This window comes from Paenimyroides tangerinum, assembly GCF_003865405.1.
Classification (GTDB): Bacteria; Bacteroidota; Bacteroidia; order Flavobacteriales; family Flavobacteriaceae; genus Flavobacterium; species Flavobacterium tangerinum.
The window spans coordinates 115406-134862 of record NZ_RQVQ01000002.1 but is presented as its reverse complement, the minus strand read 5'-3'; the positions used below and the strand labels follow the sequence as shown (position 1 = coordinate 134862).

The 19457-nt window shown below is 31.9% G+C and carries 18 protein-coding genes; 6 read left to right on the top strand and 12 right to left on the bottom strand.

The annotated features are described in order from the left end of the window. Positions 1–5 precede the first annotated feature (5 nt). Positions 6–830, bottom strand: coding sequence for a universal stress protein (locus EG240_RS01415; protein WP_125016664.1), 825 nt, complete (start codon positions 828–830; stop codon positions 6–8). A gap of 174 nt (positions 831–1004) precedes the next feature. Here EG240_RS01415 and rimP point away from each other — a divergent pair, with 174 nt between their 5' ends. The 4 genes from rimP (at position 1005) to EG240_RS01395 (ending at position 6560) form a co-directional block, all read left to right on the top strand. Continuing rightward, positions 1005–1469, top strand: coding sequence for a ribosome assembly cofactor RimP (gene rimP / locus EG240_RS01410; RefSeq protein ID WP_125016662.1), 465 nt, complete (start codon positions 1005–1007; stop codon positions 1467–1469). A gap of 13 nt (positions 1470–1482) precedes the next feature. After that, a complete protein-coding gene (nusA, locus tag EG240_RS01405) occupies positions 1483–2727 on the top strand; it encodes a transcription termination factor NusA (protein WP_125016660.1) in 1245 nt (414 codons plus the stop codon). 53 nt (positions 2728–2780) lie between these two features. After that, complete coding sequence (infB, locus tag EG240_RS01400; protein ID WP_125016658.1) at positions 2781–5774, top strand: translation initiation factor IF-2; 2994 nt, start codon at positions 2781–2783, stop codon at positions 5772–5774. A 114-nt stretch (positions 5775–5888) separates the two neighbouring features. Next, the gene (locus EG240_RS01395; RefSeq protein ID WP_125016656.1) at positions 5889–6560 is read left to right on the top strand and encodes a zinc metallopeptidase; all 672 of its coding nucleotides are present in this window, start codon (positions 5889–5891) and stop codon (positions 6558–6560) included. A gap of 49 nt (positions 6561–6609) precedes the next feature. On the opposite strand, the gene EG240_RS01390 is transcribed toward EG240_RS01395, so the two are convergent. From EG240_RS01390 to EG240_RS01355, 8 genes are all read right to left on the bottom strand, one after another. Then, positions 6610–7242 (bottom strand): hypothetical protein, encoded by a 633-nt coding sequence (locus EG240_RS01390; RefSeq protein ID WP_125016654.1) that lies wholly within the window; start codon positions 7240–7242, stop codon positions 6610–6612. Next, positions 7232–7663, bottom strand: coding sequence for an RNA polymerase sigma factor (locus EG240_RS01385; RefSeq protein WP_397337274.1), 432 nt, complete (start codon positions 7661–7663; stop codon positions 7232–7234). The genes EG240_RS01390 and EG240_RS01385 overlap by 11 nt, the downstream gene beginning before the upstream one ends. A 132-nt stretch (positions 7664–7795) precedes the next feature. Next, entirely contained in the window at positions 7796–8122 is a 327-nt protein-coding gene (locus tag EG240_RS01380; RefSeq protein WP_125016649.1) for a DUF805 domain-containing protein, read from the bottom strand. Positions 8123–8185: 63 nt separating this feature from the next. Next, positions 8186–9049, bottom strand: coding sequence for a sigma-70 family RNA polymerase sigma factor (locus tag EG240_RS01375; RefSeq protein ID WP_125016647.1), 864 nt, complete (start codon positions 9047–9049; stop codon positions 8186–8188). Positions 9050–9128: 79 nt separating this feature from the next. Continuing rightward, on the bottom strand, positions 9129–9971 hold the full coding sequence (locus EG240_RS01370) for a carboxypeptidase-like regulatory domain-containing protein (RefSeq protein ID WP_125016645.1): 843 nt from the start codon (positions 9969–9971) through the stop codon (positions 9129–9131). A gap of 133 nt (positions 9972–10104) precedes the next feature. Continuing rightward, positions 10105–10674 (bottom strand): YceI family protein, encoded by a 570-nt coding sequence (locus tag EG240_RS01365; protein ID WP_125016643.1) that lies wholly within the window; start codon positions 10672–10674, stop codon positions 10105–10107. Positions 10675–10804: 130 nt separating this feature from the next. Then, positions 10805–12205: an MBL fold metallo-hydrolase gene (locus EG240_RS01360; RefSeq protein ID WP_125016641.1), complete on the bottom strand. Its 1401-nt coding sequence runs from the start codon at positions 12203–12205 to the stop codon at positions 10805–10807. A gap of 69 nt (positions 12206–12274) precedes the next feature. Beyond that, positions 12275–13072: a sulfite exporter TauE/SafE family protein gene (locus tag EG240_RS01355; RefSeq protein WP_125016639.1), complete on the bottom strand. Its 798-nt coding sequence runs from the start codon at positions 13070–13072 to the stop codon at positions 12275–12277. 139 nt (positions 13073–13211) lie between these two features. On the opposite strand from EG240_RS01355, the gene EG240_RS01350 reads away from it, so the two are divergent. Further along, positions 13212–15650 carry a bifunctional UDP-N-acetylmuramoyl-tripeptide:D-alanyl-D-alanine ligase/alanine racemase gene (locus EG240_RS01350; RefSeq protein ID WP_125016636.1) on the top strand — a complete coding sequence of 813 codons (2439 nt, stop codon included), beginning with the start codon at positions 13212–13214 and terminating at the stop codon, positions 15648–15650. 74 nt (positions 15651–15724) lie between these two features. Next, entirely contained in the window at positions 15725–16120 is a 396-nt protein-coding gene (gene mscL / locus EG240_RS01345) for a large-conductance mechanosensitive channel protein MscL (protein ID WP_125016634.1), read from the top strand. A 103-nt stretch (positions 16121–16223) separates the two neighbouring features. On the opposite strand, the gene EG240_RS01340 is transcribed toward mscL, so the two are convergent. The 3 genes from EG240_RS01340 to EG240_RS01330 all read right to left on the bottom strand — a co-directional run bounded on the left by EG240_RS01340 (position 16224) and on the right by EG240_RS01330 (position 19448). After that, the gene (locus tag EG240_RS01340; protein WP_125016632.1) at positions 16224–18407 is read right to left on the bottom strand and encodes a polyribonucleotide nucleotidyltransferase; all 2184 of its coding nucleotides are present in this window, start codon (positions 18405–18407) and stop codon (positions 16224–16226) included. A gap of 169 nt (positions 18408–18576) precedes the next feature. Then, positions 18577–18846 carry a 30S ribosomal protein S15 gene (gene rpsO, locus EG240_RS01335; RefSeq protein ID WP_125016630.1) on the bottom strand — a complete coding sequence of 90 codons (270 nt, stop codon included), beginning with the start codon at positions 18844–18846 and terminating at the stop codon, positions 18577–18579. A 140-nt stretch (positions 18847–18986) separates the two neighbouring features. After that, a complete protein-coding gene (locus EG240_RS01330) occupies positions 18987–19448 on the bottom strand; it encodes a GAF domain-containing protein (protein WP_125016628.1) in 462 nt (153 codons plus the stop codon). Positions 19449–19457 lie beyond the last annotated feature (9 nt).

Genomic DNA, 19457 nt, shown 5'->3' with positions numbered 1-19457 from the left:
TTGTTTTATATCTTAAAAGTCAAAACGGATTTGCTGGAATGGTTTACGATGTCCTCGCTGATGCTTCCGTTGATGAATTTAGAGAAGCCTTTTCGCCCATGTGTTCCCATTGCTATTAAGTCTGCGTTTACGTTTTCTGCAAAGTTTATGATGCCTTTTTCAATATCTAAATCATTGTAAATTGTGAAATCATAGTTTGTGATGTTGTTTTCTTTGAAGAAGTTTAGTGCGATTTCTTCTGCAACATGTGTTGGTTTGAAATTGTTAACTGTGTTAACCATTAAGAAATGAGGTTTAATTTCAAAGTTTGTTAAGACGTTTATTGCTTTGGTAAGCGCGGCTTCGTTTTCTACTAAAAAATCAGTTGCGAAAATTACCTTTTCGTATTTTAATTCGCTTGCGTCATTCTTAACAACAAGAACTGGTGTTTGTGAATTTCTTACGATTTTTTCTGCGTTAGATCCGATAAAAAATTCTTTATAACCGCTTGCTCCGTGTGATCCCATTACAATTAAATCAACGTCGTTTGCTTCTGCAACTTCAGTAACATTGTGTAGTGTTCTTCCTAGTTTTAATACGGCATAAACTGTTAATCCGTGTAATTCTGGTGCGGTTGAAGCTTCAGTAAGTTTTTGTTCGGCGTGTTGTTTGAAGAACATGATTTCAGGAATTTCAAAACCTTGTTGTACGGCATCTGTTCCTTCTTGTGGAAGTTCGATGATATGTAGTAAAATCAATTCGGCATTTGTTTTTCTTGCAATATCTGCAGCAGCTCTAGTAGCGTTGTTTGCGCTGTCAGAAAAATCTGTAGGGACTAATATTTTCTTCATTTGTGATAGAATATAAAAAGCGTTTTTTGTTTAATTTATTTTCATAAAGATAGTTATATAATTTTAGAATACGCAAAAAAATGTGTTTTTCAAAAATATTATGTATATTTGCAAAGTTATTTAATGTAAAACTAAATAATGAGGGGACAAAAGTCCCCTCTTTTTATACAAAATATGGCGTTTAAAGAGCAGGTAAAACAATTGTTAGAAGAAGGTTTGAGTGAACATCCGACCTTGTTTTTAATAGATTTTTCAATTTCGGCTGATTATAAAATTACCGTAATTATCGATGGTGATAATGGGGTAATTTTGCAAGATTGTATTGATGTAAGTCGTTCAATTGAAAATAATTTAGATAGAGAAGAACAAGATTATTCTTTAGAAGTGGCTTCAGCTGGTGCGACTTCACCTTTGAAACTTTCTAGACAATACAAAAAAAATATTGGTAGAACATTAGAAGTTACTCTAGAAAATGAAACCATTGAAGCAACTTTGGTTGATGCTGATGAAGATAAGATTTTCTTAGAATGGAAAGCTAGAGAGCCAAAGAAAATTGGAAAAGGTAAAGAAACTGTTCAGAAATCTGTTCAAATTCCGTATGAAAGTATAAAAAAAGCACAAGTAGTTATTTCATTTTAAATTAAGATATTTCATGGAAAATATTGCATTAATTGATTCGTTTTCAGAATTTAAAGATTATAAGCATATTGATAGAGTTACTTTAATGGCTATTTTAGAAGATGTTTTTAGAAATGCCTTAAAGAAAAAATTTGGTTCCGATGATAACTTCGATATTATCATTAATCCTGATAAAGGAGATATGGAAATCTGGAGAAAACGTATAGTTGTTGCAGATGGTGAAGTAGAAGATTCAAATTCAGAGATTTCATTAGCAGAAGCTACAAAAATTGAACCAGATTTTGAAGTTGGAGAAGAAGTTTCTGAAGAAGTAAAATTGATTCAATTAGGTAGAAGAGCTATTTTAGCATTACGTCAAAACCTGATTACAAAAATACATGAACACGATAGTACAAATCTTTACAAGCAATTTAAAGATTTAATAAACGAAGTTTATTCTGCTGAAGTACACCATATTCGTCCAAAAGCAGTAATTTTGATCGATGAAGAAGGGAATGAAATTGTTCTTCCAAAAGAAAAACAAATTGCATCTGATTATTTCAAAAAAGGAGAATCAGTTCGTGGAATAATCGAATCTGTTGAATTAAAAGGAAATAAGCCTCAAATTATCATGAGTCGTACTTCAGAAAATTTCTTGCAGAAATTATTTGAACAAGAAATTCCTGAAATTGCAGACGGATTAATTTCTATTAAGAAAGTTGTTCGTATTCCTGGAGAAAAAGCAAAAGTTGCTGTTGATACTTACGATGAAAGAATCGACCCAGTTGGTGCTTGTGTAGGTATGAAAGGTTCTCGTATTCATGGAATTGTTCGTGAATTAGGAAACGAAAATATTGATGTTATTAATTATACAAGCAATATGCAATTGTTGATTACAAGAGCATTGAGCCCAGCTAAAGTTAATAGCGTAAAATTAAACGAAGATAAAAAAACAGCAAACGTGTATTTAGACGTTGAAGAAGTATCTAAAGCAATCGGTCGCGGTGGTCAAAATATTAAACTAGCAAGTTTATTAACAGGCTATGAAATCGATGTTATGCGTGATAATATTCAATCTGTTGAAGAAGACGATGTTGAATTAACAGAGTTTGGCGATGAGATTGATGGATGGGTAATCGAAGAATTTGCTAAAATTGGTTTAGATACTGCAAAAAGTATCTTAAAACATACCGTTGAGGAACTTGTGAGAAGAACCGATTTAGAAGAAGAAACGGTAGAAGATGTAATGAGAATTTTAAAAGAAGAATTCGAAGACTAATATGTAAACACAATTCCAACACAACGACACACTAAAATATATTAAAAGATAATATGTCTGAAAAAAGAGTAATAAGATTAAACAAAGTTTTAGGAGAATTGAATATTTCTCTAGATAGAGCTGTGGAACATTTGAAAGCAAAAGGTTATGCTATCGAATCTTCTCCAAATGCTAAAATATCTGATGAAGAATATACGGTTCTTAACAAGCAGTTTTCTGCTGACAAAGGTAAAAAGGAGGCTTCAATCGGAGTGAGTGAAGAGAAACGTAAAGAGAAAGAAGCGCTACGTTTAGAAAGAGAAAAAGAATTAGCGGAAGAAAAACGCAAAAAAGAAGAGCAAATTCAACGTGAAAACGAAATTATAAAAGCTAAAGCAGCTAATGTGGCTTCGATTAAAACAGTTGGTAAAATCGATTTGTCTCCTAAGAAAAAAGTTGTTGAATCAGAAGTTGCTCCAGTTCAAGATAGTATCGATATTAGTGTGCCAAAAGTTGAAAATAAAGAAGTAAAAGCTGAATCAAAACCTGTAAAGAAAACTACTGAAATTAAAGCTGAGGTTGAAAGTAAAGTAGTATCTAAACCTGTTGAAAAAAGTAAAGCTGAAAATATAAAACCTAAAGCTGAAAACAAAGCTAAAGAAGAGGTTGTAAAAACTGTTTCTGAACCAAAAGTTGAAGCTAAAAATGAGGAGCCGGTGGCTAACAATTCAAATAACGTTTCTGAATCTGATCCAGAAAATGAAACAATAAAAACACAGTATCAAAAATTATCTGGTACTACTTTTACTGGTCAAACAATTGATTTATCTCAATTTAATAAACCTAAAAAGAAAAAAGAAGATCCTAAAACAGCTAACAAGCCTGGTGCTAATGCTGCTGGAGGTGCAAACGCAAATAAAAATAAGCGTAAGCGTATTGTAAAAACTGATGGAACTCCTGCGACTGACAATAAGCCAGGCACTCCAGGTGCAAACAATAATCAGAATAACAACAACCGTCCAGGTGGAAATAATAACAACCGTCCAGGTGGAAACAATAATAACCGCCCAGGTGGAAACAATAATAACCGTCCAGGAGGAAATAATAACAACCGCCCAGGTGGTGGAAACTTCAAAGGAAAACCAGCTCCAGTAGTAAAAGTTGAGCCAACTGATGAAGAGGTTAAAAACCAAATTAAAGAAACTTTAGAGCGTTTACAAGGAAAACAAAACAAATCTAAAGCGGCTAAATATCGTAAAGATAAAAGAGATTCTCACCGTAAGAAAGAAGACGAACAAAGAGCTTTAGAAGAAGGAACTAAAATCCTTAAAGTTACAGAATTCGTTACTGTTGGTGAAATCGCTACAATGATGGATGTGCCTATTACAAAAGTAATTGGAACATGTATGTCATTAGGTATTATGGTTACGATGAATCAACGTCTAGATGCTGAAACATTAACAATTGTTGCTGATGAGTTTGGGTATGAAGTTGAATTTACAACTGCTGATATCGAAGAAGCAATTGCTGAAGTAGCTGATCTTCCTGAAGATTTAGTAACTCGTGCTCCGATTGTAACCGTTATGGGTCACGTAGATCACGGTAAAACATCTTTACTAGATTATATACGTAAAGCAAACGTTATTGCTGGTGAATCTGGAGGTATTACACAACACATTGGTGCTTATGGAGTAACTTTAGATAGCGGTCAAAAAATCACTTTCTTAGATACACCTGGTCACGAGGCGTTTACTGCGATGCGAGCACGTGGTACTCAAGTTACCGATATTGCAATTATTGTAATTGCTGCTGATGATGATATCATGCCGCAAACTAAAGAGGCAATTGCTCACGCACAAGCTGCTGGAGTGCCAATTATTTTTGCAATCAATAAAGTTGATAAAGATACTGCTAATCCTGAAAAAATTAAGGAACGTTTAGCTGGGATGAATTTATTAGTAGAAGATTGGGGTGGAACTTACCAATCGCAAGATATTTCTGCTAAAAAAGGAATTGGAATTAAAGAATTATTAGAAAAAGTTTTACTTGAAGCAGAAATGTTAGAGTTAAAAGCTAATCCAAATAAAGCTGCTCAAGGTTCTGTAGTTGAAGCATTCTTAGATAAAGGACGTGGATATGTATCTACAATCTTAGTACAATCTGGAACTTTAAAAATTGGTGATTACGTGTTAGCAGGTAAGAATCACGGTAAAGTTAAAGCAATGTATGATGAGCGTGGAAAATCTGTTAAAGAAGTTGGACCTTCTCGTCCAATCTCAATTTTAGGTTTAGACGGAGCTCCAACAGCTGGTGATAAATTTAATGTGTTTGAAGACGAGCGTGAAGCTAAACAAATTGCTGCTAAACGTACACAATTGATTCGTGAGCAATCTGTAAGAGCGCAACGTCATATTACATTAGCAGAAATTGGACGTCGTATCGCTTTAGGAGATTTCAAAGAATTGAACATTATCTTAAAAGGAGATGTGGATGGTTCTGTTGAAGCTTTATCTGATTCGTTCTCTAAATTATCTACTGACGAAATTCAAATCAACATTATCCATAAAGGAGTTGGAGCAATTACAGAATCTGATGTATTGTTAGCTTCTGCTTCTGATGCGATTATTATCGGATTTAACGTTCGTCCAATGGGTAATGCTAAAGCTTTAGCTGATAAAGAAGAAATTGATATCCGTAATTATTCTATTATTTATGCGGCTATCGATGACTTAAAAGATGCAATGGAAGGTATGCTTTCTCCTGAATTAAAAGAAGAAATTACTGGTACTGCTGAAATTCGTGAGTTATTCAAAATTTCTAAAGTGGGAACAATTGCAGGATGTATGGTTACTGATGGAAAAATCTTCAGAAATAATAAAATCCGTTTAATTAGAGAAGGAGTTGTAATCTTTACTGGTGACTTAATTGCTTTAAAACGTTTCAAAGACGATGTTAAAGAAGTTTCTAAAGGTTATGATTGTGGTATCCAAATTAAAGGGTATAACGATATTAAAGAATACGATATTATTGAAGGTTTCCAAGAAGTGGAAGTTAAAAAGAAATTGTAATCAATATATTTCAAAAGGAGCTTTTTTAAGCTCCTTTTTTATTGCCAGTTTGTCATCTTTTTATTTTGGCAAATTATTTGATATATTTACATAAACAATAAAACAAAATAAAATATGGGATTTCTTATAATGGGTATTATTATGCTAGCAAGTTGGTTTGTTGGCTACCAATTAAAAAATAAATTCGAAAAATATTCAAAAGTTCATTTACGTAACGGAATGAGTGGTGCTGAAATAGCTACCAAAATGTTACACGATCACGGAATTTATGATGTTAAAGTAATTTCTACACCAGGTAGATTAACGGATCATTATAATCCGGCAGATAAAACTGTAAACCTAAGTGAAGCAGTTTATAATGAAAGAAATGCAGCAGCAGCAGCAGTTGCGGCTCACGAAGTGGGTCACGCAGTGCAACACGCTACGGCTTATAGTTGGTTAACGATGCGTTCAAAATTAGTTCCGATAGTGAGTATTGCATCTAACTTTGTGCAATGGATTTTAATCGCAGGAATTTTATTAATTAATACTTTTCCACAATTATTATTAATCGGAATTGTATTGTTTGCCTTAACAACTATTTTTTCTATAGTAACTTTGCCAGTTGAGTATGACGCAAGTAATCGCGCTTTGAAATGGTTAGAAACGAAAAATATGGTAACTCAGCAAGAACTTGCTGGAGCCAAAGATTCTTTAACTTGGGCAGCGAGAACATATTTAGTTGCTGCGTTAGCATCAATCGGTACATTATTGTACTATGTGATGATTTATATGGGAAGAAGATAATTCTAATAAAATAAATGAAAATGCCTACTTGATGAAAGTAGGCATTTTTTTATGAATCAAATTCGTTTAGTAAATCTTTAAGCTGTTTTAGATATTTTCCGTAATAATGTTTGATCATCCATTCTGTAAATATTATTAAGAATGCTATTGCGATTATTCCAATAACTAGAATGCCAATAATCAATGTTGGATTAGTTATTAATGTTTCTCTGAAATTTATTAGTTGATAAAAATACTCTTCTGATTTACCATACGAGAATACAATAAAAAAAATTGCTACAGATTGTGGTATTAGAAAATAACAAGATGAACGATAAGTTTCAACAGCAAATTTTAAATCATAATACATTTTAAGAACGTTTTCTTTTGATTTATAACTATCATTTTCTTTGGTTGATTTATTAAATAAATAAAATTTTCTGTAATAAGTCAACGAACAAATACCTATTTGAAAAAGTATAAAATAGTAGAAAAACGCAGATGTTCCAACTATTTTGTAAGATTCGATGTAAGGAACAATTATTAAAAATAACATACAGAAAATCCAAAATATAAATTCATTTTTGAGGTTATTATTTATCTTATCTATAATCGATTTTGTTTTATGTAAACTTTTTTTATTTATCTGAACATCATCGCTAGATTGATTGTTCCATTGTTTTTGTAATTCATCAAAATTCATATCCGTTTTCTTTAATGATTTGTTGTAACTTGTCTTTGGTTCTGTTTAATTTTACTCGAGCGTTTCCTTCAGAGATTCCTAAATCTTCTCCTATTTCTTTATGAGATTTTCCTTCAAGAAATAAGAAAATCAAAGCTTTTTCAACTGGATTCAATTTTTGTACAGCTTTATAAAAATGATTTAATTGATTTTCCTTTTCAAATGAATCTATTTCGTCTAATCGGTCAAAATCTTCTCTGATTTCGTCAGTTTTTAATTTCTTATTTTCTTTTTTAAAAAAGGTCAAAGCAGTGTTTAAACAAACGCGATACATCCAAGTCGAAAATTGACTGTTTCCTTCAAAACGCTGATATGATTTCCATAATTGATAGGTCATTTCTTGAACCAAATCATTGCGGTCGTCAACATCATCCATATACATACGAGATATTTTATGTAGGATTCCTTTGTGATTTTCGAGTAATTGTAAAAATTCTTGTTCTAGATTTTTCAAGACTTTTGTGTTGATTTTACAAGTAAGTATTCGTTTTTGAAAAACGTTACAACAAAATTTTTATTTTTTTCTTTTCTTAAGGAATAAAAGTAAGATGACGAATATTTGATTTATAAATGGAATTGCAATTAAAAAGATTAAGTAACTTGGGTAGTTTAAAAAGTTTAATCTTCGAGTACAAACTGCTAAAAAAGGAACTGTTGAAAATCCTATGATCAAATTGATGTAAAATAAATATATTAAAGTTTCGTATTCATTTATGCTTATTTTAGAAGCAAGTTCTAATGCAATGAAACCGATTATTATTTCAATTAATAAATAAATTCCAAATTCTTTGCGATTGGCTTTTCCTTTTAAATTTGAATAATAATAAAAAACGGACTTCATTTTTTTTGACTAAGATAAAAAAAAACTCGCTAGTGAACTAACGAGTTTTATACTTAATTAGGATTAACCTAAATATGTTTTTAAAATTTTACTTCTAGAAGTATGTTTTAATCTGCGAATTGCTTTTTCTTTAATCTGACGTACACGTTCACGAGTTAAATCAAAAGTTTCTCCAATTTCTTCTAATGTCATTGGGTGTTGATCTCCTAAACCAAAGTATAAACGAACTACATCTGCTTCACGTGGAGTTAACGTTTCTAAAGCTCTTTCGATCTCTGTACGTAACGATTCGTGAATTAACTCACGATCTGGATTTGGTGATTCGCCAGAACGTAAAACGTCATATAAGTTAGAATCTTCTCCTTCAACTAAAGGTGCATCCATTGATAAGTGACGACCTGAGTTTTTCATTGATTCTTTAACGTCATTAACCGTCATATCCAACTCTTTTGCGATTTCTTCAGCAGAAGGTGGGCGCTCGTTAGATTGCTCTAATAACGCATACATTTTGTTAATTTTGTTGATAGAACCAATTTTGTTTAATGGTAAACGTACAATACGAGATTGTTCTGCTAAAGCAGATAAAATAGATTGACGAATCCACCAAACAGCATACGAAATGAATTTGAAACCACGTGTTTCATCAAAACGTTGTGCTGCTTTAATCAAACCTAAGTTTCCTTCGTTAATTAAATCGGGTAAGGTTAAACCTTGGTTTTGATATTGTTTTGCAACCGAAACAACGAAACGTAAGTTAGCTTTTGTTAACTTTTCTAAAGCACGTTGGTCACCAGCTTTAATTTTTTGTGCTAATTCTACCTCTTCATCAGCAGTAATTAAATCTACTTTACCGATCTCTTGTAAATATTTATCTAAAGACGCTGTCTCACGATTAGTTACCTGTTTGGTAATTTTAAGTTGTCTCATATTGAATTGCTCCTAAAATTTTTTGTTCATAAGTTATACGTAACTATTTTGAAAAGGTTACAAAAATTTCAGAAATATTTTATTTATAAACTTTTGCTTTTACATACATTGGTAAACTCAAAGGCATTTTAACCCAACTTTCATATTCAGAATCTTTTACTACTATTTGATTACTTGTTGCCAAACCCGAATTAAAATGAATGAAACTATATTCAGAATCGAATTCTGCATCAACCAATTTTAAAGTTATTGCAAATTTTGAAATATCAGAATCTATATAAATATTTTTTTCTTTTAAATCCAAAACTAGCCAACCAGCATCTTTATTGGTTATTGAGAGTAAAATTTCTTCGTGATTAATTCTATTGTTTGGTTTTCCATTTTTTACATCATAGAATTGTAATCTATAAATTAGCTTTTTTGAATCATTGCTGCCAATATGTAAATGAAAACTTTGTAATTCACTAAGACCTTTGTTTGCGACGATAATTCCAAATTCTGCACCTTTGTCGTAATCTTCTTTTTTGTAATTTTGAGATTCTCCAGTTACAAATCCAGAACCTTCATTTGTTCTTCCGTAATTTTTGTATGATATTTTCGCATTTGCAGGCGGAATAATCATTTCTGGTAGAAGTTCTACTGATTCAATAAGTTCAAGAATGTTGTTTTTCTTTAAATCCGAAACTGTAATTTTTTTATTTTCGAAACCCCAAGCTTCTATTTCTAAAAGTGAATCGTCTTTTAAATCTTCATTAAAAACAAATTTTCCATCCGATTTCGAAAGCACACTTTTTTTTAGTTCACCATTTTTTATCGTTGCATAGGGAATAGGTTCTTTGGTTTCAGAATTTATCAATGTACCTTGAATGGTTTGCGCCTTTGCTACAAATGAGATAAATAATAAGAATAGTAGTTTTTTCATTTTCTATTTTTTTGCTAAAGGAAAATAATTTTATCGAATTGATTTTCAGTTTTGTATTTACTTTAACAAAAAAACAAGCTTCGATTAATTAAAACCAAAGCTTGTTCAAGATGAAAATATTTGTTGTTGTTTGTTATTTTCCGAATTCTAAATTGATTACTAATTCAACATCTTTTGCAATTCCCATTCCAGTTGGGTCGTAGTTGATATTGAAAGCTGTTCTGTCAATTGTTGTTTTAGCTTGGAAACCTAATTTCTCGTTCCCGTAACCATCATTAGCAGCTTTTCCGCCGTAAACTAAATCAAAAGTAACTGGTTTTGTAACTCCTTTGATTGTTAGGTTTCCAGTCATTTTATAGTTTTTTCCTTCTTTTTTAATTGAAGTAGAAACAAAAGTCATTGTTCCGTATTTAGACGCTTCAAAGAAATCCGCAGATTTTAAGTGATTATCACGTGCTTCTACATCTGTGTCAATTGAGTTTACATTAACTGTGAAATTGAATTTTCCTGTGGTAATATCTTCTTTAGTTAAAACTAAAGTTCCGTCGTATTTATCCATTCTTCCGTCAACAAAAGAAATGCCTAAATGTTTAACTGAGAAGTTTAAAAACGAATGCATTGGGTCAACTTTCCAAGTTGTTTGTGCAGTTGCGTTAATTGATAAACCTAGAACGGCTACGAATAATAATAGTGCTTTTTTCATTATGATATGATTATATGTTTATTTCTTTAGCAAATTTATGTCTATTAAATCTGTTGCTACTTAATCTATGTTAAGAAATGAAAAAGTAAAAAAAAACGCCTTAATTAATTAAGACGTTTGAATATTGTTATTATAAAGTTGAAGGGCAAACCGTTTCAACGAAATTTAAATTTGTTTTTTTAATTGCTCCAAATCCTCCGATTACATCAATCATATTATGGAAGCCACGTGCTTTTAAAATTGAAGCAGCAATCATTGAACGATATCCACCAGCACAATGCAAATACGTTGTTTCTGTTGCAGGGAAATCATTGATGTGGTCGTTTAAGAAATCCAAAGGAGAATTAGGTACATTTTCTATATGAGAACTGTTGTATTCTCCAGGTTTTCTAACATCGAAAACATTTTTTTCTCCTGCGTTGATTTTCTCTGCTAATGTTTCTGCAGAAATACGTTCAATAGAATCTGTTTCAAAACCTGCAGCTTTCCAAGCTTCGATTCCATTAGCTAAGTAACCTAAAGTATTATCATATCCAACTCGAGACAAACGTGTAATTGTTTCTTGTTCTCTTCCTTCTGGAGTTACTAAAACAATTGGTTGATTGATATCAGTGATCAAAGCACCAACCCAAGGAGCGAAACCTCCGTCAACTCCGATAAATATTGAGCCAGGAATGTGTTCTTTACCAAACGAGTCTGCATCTCTAACGTCTAAAATTAAAGCTTCATCAGCAACCTCTTTAAATTCGGCTGGAGTAAAAGCTTTGTTTTTTTCGATAATAGTTTCAATACTTTCGTAACCTTCTTTGTTTAAACGAACATTTTCAGGGAAATATGCAGGAGGTGGTAATAAACCATCTGTAACTTCTTGAACAAATTCTTCAACCGTCATATCAGCTCTTAAAGCATAATTTGTTTTCTTTTGCTCTCCTAAAGTTCCAACAGTTTCCTTGCTTAAATTCTTTCCACAAGCCGAACCAGCTCCGTGTGCAGGATATACAATTACATCGTCAGCTAAAGGCATAATCTTAGTTCGTAAACTATGATATAAAGTAGCTGCTAATTCTTCTTGAGTCATATTAGCTGCTTTTTGTGCTAAATCTGGTCTTCCAACATCACCTAAAAATAAAGTATCACCGCTGAAAATAGCATAATCTTTTCCGTTCTCATCTTTTAAAAGATAAGTTGTACTTTCCATTGTGTGACCAGGAGTATGTAGTGCAGTAATTGTGATTTTTCCGATTTTAAAAACTTCCCCGTCAGTTGCAATATGAGCCGCAAATGCTGGTTTAGCTGTTGGTCCATAAACGATTTCAGCTCCAGTTTTTTGCGAAAGTGTTAAATGTCCGCTTACAAAATCTGCGTGAAAATGTGTTTCGAATATATATTTTATTTTAGCATTATCTTTTGTAGCTCTATCAACGTATTGTTGAACTTCTCTTAAAGGGTCAATAATTGCAACTTCACCTTCACTTTCAATATAATAAGCACCTTGCGCTAAACAGCCTGTGTAAATTTGTTCTATCTTCATTTTTTCGCAATTTAAATCTATGTAAAAATACGTATTTTATATGTTTTGATTAATGACTTGAATCAGTTTTTAAAAAATTTCTTTTATGATAATGTAAATAGAAATGCATAAAATAAACCATCCGAAGATTCGTCTTAGATTTCCATCCATAATTCTTTTTGATAGTTTCATTCCTATGAAAATTCCAATTATTGAAACGGAAGTAAAACTCAATAATATTTTCCAATCAATTTCTTGATGTGCTAAATCTCCAGTAAAACCAATTAACGATTGGCAAGCGATTATGGTTAACGATGTTCCAATTGCTTTTTTCATTGGAAGATTTGCGAAAAATACCAAAGTTGGAATGATTAAAAATCCACCACCTGCACCAACTAATCCAGAGATTGTTCCGATTAATAATCCCTGGGAAGCTAGCGGAATAAACGATGTTAAGATTTCTTGTTTTGCAATGTTTTTATGTCTTGGTTTTCGAATCATTCGTGAAGACGCTGCAAACATCACAATCGCAAAGAAAACCATAATTAGTTTTGATTTCGGAATTTCTGTTTTGTTTGAAAGTACAATGAAATCGGGTAGAAGTGGAACTAATTCTGCTCGAGTTAAGAAAACGGCTATCAAAGATGGAATTCCAAAAACCAACGCAATTTTATAATGTACATTTCCTTCTTGAGCATTTTTGATACTTCCGACCAAAGAAGTTGAACCAACAATAAATAACGAATATGCTGTTGCTAAAATCGGGTCGATTCCAACAACATAAACTAAAATTGGAACAGTAAGAATAGAACCACCACTTCCAATTAATCCTAGTGAAACTCCGATAAGTAGTGCAAGAATGACACCCAATATTTCGAAAATTTCCATTTTTTCGTGTTTTTTTGATTGTGTTGCAAATTAATATTTTAATTTTAAATTCATCCATTTTAAAGGAGATAATCTTTTTAATTTTCTTACTTCTAATTCCCTTTTTTTCTTTCTACCTTTGAAATAGAATTTATATTTTATGGACTTTTTTATTCAAGATTTAAAGACGGTTTTAAAAGCGGATTTCGTTTGTGATGAAATACTTGAAGTTGTTGATATTGCTGATGTTTCTATCGATAGCCGTTCTTTAAGAAATAATAATAATACTTTGTTCTTTGCGATTCAAGGACAAAATTTTGATGCACATTTATTTATCGAAGATTTAATTTCAAAAGGAATTAGATATTTCGTGGTTCAAAAAATTCCGCAAAATTTAGAAACAAAAGCTGTTTTTTTTGTAGTTGATGATTCCTTAAAAGCATTTCAAGATTTCGTAGCCTTTTATCGTTCAAAATTTGATTTTCCAGTTATTGGTATCACCGGAAGTAACGGTAAAACGATTGTTAAAGAATGGTTGAACTTTTTATTGAGTTCTGATTTTACAATTATTAAAAGTCCCAAAAGTTATAATTCGCAAGTTGGCGTTCCGCTTTCAGTAATCGCAATTAACGAAAATCATAATTTAGGAATTTTTGAAGCGGGTATTTCACTTCCTAATGAAATGGATGCGCTTGAAAGAATCATCCAACCTAATATTGGTATTTTAACTTCAATTGGTTCAGCTCACGATGAAGGTTTTCAAAATCGTGAACAAAAAATTCTTGAGAAATTAAAACTTTTCAAAAATGTTGATGTATTAATTTGTGAATCTAATCAAGAAGTTTTAAAACTAATTTCTTCCAAAGCTAAATTGTTGACTTGGTCTTTTAAAAATGAAGGAAATATAAATTTTAATTTGATTAAAGTTGATGTTTTAGAAGTTTCTTCTGATTTTGGAAATTTTGAAATCAAGATTCCTTTTGTGGATAAATCATCTTTGCAAAATATAGCAACTTGTGTATCAATTTTGTTGTATTTAAATATTCCAATTACTGATATTCAAAAGCGAATTGCCAATTTGTATCGTGTTGAGATGCGTTTGCAAATTAAAAATGGAATTCAAAATTGTACGATTATCGATGATAGTTATTCGTCCGATTATCAGTCTTTGAAAATTGCTTTAGATGTTTTGGAAAATCACAAAACGCACGAAAATAAAACAGTGATTTTGTCAGATATTTTTCAAAGTGGCTTTGATGAAAATGTCTTGTATGCTAAAGTCGAAAAATTATTGTTGGGAAATAAAATTCATCGTGTATTTGCAATCGGAAATAAGATTAAAAATCATTTATCACAACTTGAAAATGTTATCCGTTTTGATTCAACTCAAGATTTTTTATTTCATTTCAAAGATGAAGATTTTGCAAACGAAACGATTCTTTTGAAAGGAGCTCGTAGTTTTGAATTTGAGAAAATTGTTGCTTTACTTGAAGAAAAAAAGCACGAAACGGTTCTTGAAATAAATTTAGATGCCGTAACTCATAATCTGAATTTTTATAAATCGAAACTTAAGCCAGAAACCAAAATTATGGTTATGGTTAAAGCTTTTGGATATGGAAATGGAAGCTTTGAAATTGCTAAATTATTACAGCATCATAAAGTGGATTATTTGGGTGTTGCATTTGCTGATGAAGGAGTTGAATTACGTAACGCAGGAATTACAATGCCGATTATTGTTATGAATCCTGAAAATTCGGCTTTCTCAACGATGATTGCTTATCATTTAGAACCTGAGATTTACGGAATTTCCGAACTAAATGCTTTTATAAAAGTTGCGCAATCTCATAATTTATATAAATATCCAATTCATTTAAAATTGAATACTGGTATGAATCGTTTGGGTTTTGTTCAGCAAAATTTCGATGAATTGATTCCGATTTTGAAAGCTTCGAATTTGTTAGAAGTAAAAAGTATATTCTCGCATTTAGCAACAAGTGATATGCCTGAAGAAATTGATTTCACTCACGAGCAATTGAAGAAATTTAAACTTTGGAGTAACGAATTGATTCATAAATTAGATATTAATCCGATTCGTCATATTCTAAATACTTCTGGAATTTATAATTTTTCAGGTCATCAATACGAAATGGTTCGTGTTGGAATTGGTTTGTACGGAGTTGGTAATGATGTTTTTGAAGATGAACAACTTCAAAATGTTGCAACTTTAAAAACATTGATTTTACAAATTAATGAAGTTCAAATTGGTGAAAGTGTGGGTTACGGAAGACGTTTTGTTGCGAATCGTAAATCTAAAATTGCTACAATCCCAATTGGTTACGCTGATGGTATTCGTCGTGCTTGGGGAAATGAAGTTGGGTATGTAATTATAAACAATAAAAAAGCAGCAATTGTTGGGGCAATTTGTATGGATATGATGATGATTGATGTTACCGAAATAGATTGTGAAATAGGAACAGAAGTTTTGATATTTGGTGAACAATTACGCGTTACTGAAATTGCTAAATTTTGGAATACGATTCCGTATGAAGTGATGACTGGTATTTCTCAACGAGTAAAACGTATTTTCTATAAAGAATAAATTATTCTGTTTTTGTGTGTTTAAGCTTAAAGAAATTGTATAATTTTGTTTATAAACATTAAAAAAATAAGACTATGGGATTTTTTACTGAATTTAAAGAATTTGCTGTAAAAGGTAATGTAATTGATTTAGCAGTAGGTGTGGTTATTGGTGGTGCATTCGGAAAGATTGTGACTTCTTTAGTTGAGGATATTATTACTCCAGCAATTTTAACGCCGGCTTTAAAAGCTGCTAATCTTAGTAATTTAGCTGATTTGGTTGTCCCAGGGACGGCTATTAAATATGGAAATTTTGCTTCTGCTGCAATCTCTTTTATTATTGTTGCTTTCGCTTTATTTCTTATGATTAAAGGTATTAATAAATTTAAGAAAAAAGAAGAAGTTGCCGCTCCTGCTGTTCCAGCTGGTCCGACACAAGAAGAATTGTTAATGCAAATTAGAGATTTGTTACAAAAGCAACAATCTAAATAAAATTAAAAAAGTCTCAATAGCAATATTGAGATTTTTTTAATGCAAAAAAAAGCGACTGATAAAAGTATCAATCGCTTTTTTAAAAAATCTAATTCAAATAAGATTATTTTTTATCTTCAGATTTCGGAGCTTCATTTGTTTTAGCTTCCGGTTTTTTCTCTTCTTTCGGAGGACGAGGTAATAATGCTTTACGAGAAACTTTTTCTTTTCTAGTTTTAGGATCTAATCCAAGATATTTAACTTGGAATACATCACCTAAGTTTACTACGTCTGTTACGTTTTCAGTACGTTCCCAAGCTAATTCAGATACGTGTAATAAAACTTCATTTCCTGGTGCTGCTGTGTATTCAACAACTGCTCCAAAATCTAACATTTTAACTACTTTAACTTCATAAGCTTCACCCATTGCAGGTTTGAAAGTGATTGATTGAATTTTAGCTAATACTGCCTCAATTCCAGTAGGATCAGTACCTAAAATTTCAACAACTCCTTGCTCATCTACTTCGTTAATAACAATTGTTGTACCTGTAGCTTTTTGTAATTCTTGGATTACTTTTCCACCAGGTCCAATTAATGCACCGATGAATGCACCAGGAATTGTTCTTGTGATAATTTTTGGAGCGTGAGTTTTTACATTTGCATTTGGTTGCGCAATTGTTTCAACTAACTTTCCTAAGATATGTAAACGACCTTCGTGAGCTTGTTTTAAAGCTTGCTCCATAATATCGTAAGCTAATCCTTCAATTTTAATATCCATCTGACAAGCAGTGATACCTTTTTCAGTTCCTGTTACTTTGAAATCCATATCTCCTAAGTGATCTTCATCTCCTAAGATATCAGATAAAACTGCCCAACGTCCTGTTTTTGCATCAGAAATTAATCCCATTGCGATACCAGAAACTGGTTTTACCATTTGAATTCCAGCATCTAATAATGCTAAAGTTCCAGCACAAACCGTTGCCATTGATGATGAACCATTTGATTCTAATACATCAGACACTAAACGGATTGTGTAAGGACAATCTGCAGGAATCATATTTTTTAAAGCACGTTGTGCTAAGTTTCCGTGTCCAACTTCTCTACGAGAAACACCTCTTAAAGGTTTTGCTTCTCCTGTAGAATATGGAGGGAAGTTGTAATGTAAATAGAAACGCTCTTCACCTTGATCACTTGGTAAATCGATAACGTTTGCTTCTCTAGATGTTCCTAAAGTTACAGTTGCTAATGCTTGAGTTTCACCACGTGTAAAGATTGAAGATCCGTGAGTTGATGGTAAGTAATCTACTTCACACCAAATTGGACGAATTTCTGTAGTTTTACGACCGTCTAAACGAATTCCTTGGTCAAGGATTAAGTTACGAACAGCTTCTTTTTGAGTTTTAGAAAAATATTTAGAAACTAAATCTCCATTTTCTTCTAATTCTTCTTCTGTAAAAGTTGCTTTTAATTCTTCTTTTACTAAAGCGAATTTTTCACTTCTTTCATGTTTAGCACTAGCTTCAGCTGCGATTGCATATAATTTATCATATGCGAAAGCATTTACTCTTTCAAGAATTTCTTCGTTGTTTTTTTCAGATTCGTATTCTCTATAAGAAGTTAATCCTAATGCCGCGCGCATCTTTTCTTGTGCTTCAACTTGTTTGATGATTGCTTCGTGAGCAAATTTAATTGCTTCAACCATTTCAGCTTCAGAAATTTCCTTCATTTCACCTTCAACCATCGCAACAGAATCTTTAGAAGCTCCAATCATCATATCGATATCAGATTCTTCTAATTGTTTCTTTGTAGGATTGATGATTAATTGACCATTTACTCTTCCTACTCGAACTTCAGAAATGTAGTTGTAGAAAGGAATGTCAGAAACAGCTAACGCAGCAGATGCTGCTAAACCAGCAAGTGCATCAGGCATAACGTTTTCGTCAAATGACATCAACTGAATCATAATTTGAGTTTCAGCGTGATAATCATCTGGGAATAATGGACGTAAAACACGATCCACTAAACGCATAGTTAAAATTTCGCTGTCGCTAGGACGAGCTTCTCTTTTGAAAAAGCCTCCAGGGAAACGACCTGCTGCTGAAAACTTCTCTCTATAATCTACTGTTAATGGTAGAAAATCGATGTCTGGTTTTGCAGTTCTTGCAGAAACCGCTGTAGCTAAAAGCATACAGTCTCCTGAGCGAACGACTACTGAACCGTCAGCTTGTTTGGCTAATTTACCTGTTTCGATTTCGATGGTTCTTCCATCTCCTAAATCGATGATTTCTTTGGTTACTTTAGGAATCATAATTTCTTTAGTTTTATTAAACAATGGGTTTGTTCTTGCTTAAATAAATAAGCGGTGTGTGTTGTTGTGTTGTTGTGTGTAGTTGTTTGAAACCCAATGAAAAACCAAACTTCTGTTAGCTTTTGTGTAAAAAAATAAAGAGGCGCAAAGGCACCTCTTAATCGATTGATTATTTTCTAATATTCAATTCTTTGATAATTTCACGATATCTGTTAATCTCAGTTTTCTTTAAGTAATCAAGAAGTCTTCTTCTTTTACCTACTAAAAGTACTAATGAACGCTCAGTGTTGTAATCGTGACGGTTCTTTTTTAAATGCTCAGTTAAATGCGAAATTCTGAATGTGAATAAAGCGATTTGTCCTTCTGCAGAACCTGTGTTTGCTGCTGCACCTCCGTGTTTAGCGAAGATTTGCTCTTTAACTTCTTTAGTTAAATACATGCTAATATTGTTTAAATGATTATTATGTACGAATTAGGTTTTCTAATTCCCTGCAAATGTATATATATTTTTTGAATTGACAAGAGTTAATCTATAAAATAGTTTTATCGTTATTGACTGGTAGTTAAATTCTTAAAATATTAGGAATTATATATTTTACTAATCTCACTATTTAACCATTCCAAAAACAATTCGTCTTCTTTACCAAATGCTTTTAAAGTGTTTGAATCAATATCAATTTGCCCGATGTTTTGTCCGTCAACGAATAGCGGAATTACAATTTCCGATTTCACATTGAAATTACAGGAAATATAATTATCTTGAGCTGTTACATCTTCTACGACAAAATTTTTATTAGAAACAGCAACTTGTCCGCAAATGCCTTTTCCGAAAGGAATAATTGTATGGTCTGTTGGTTCTCCAGCATAAGGACCTAAAATTAATTCTTCTTTGTCACCGTTTCTGAAATAAAATCCTACCCAATCATAATATGCTATTTCGTTTTTTAATATTTTACAAATTTCTAGAAGTTTATCTTCGAATTTTAATTCGTTGTTTTCTACTATGTTTAAACAATTGTTTTTTAAGATATCGAATTTCATTTTATTATT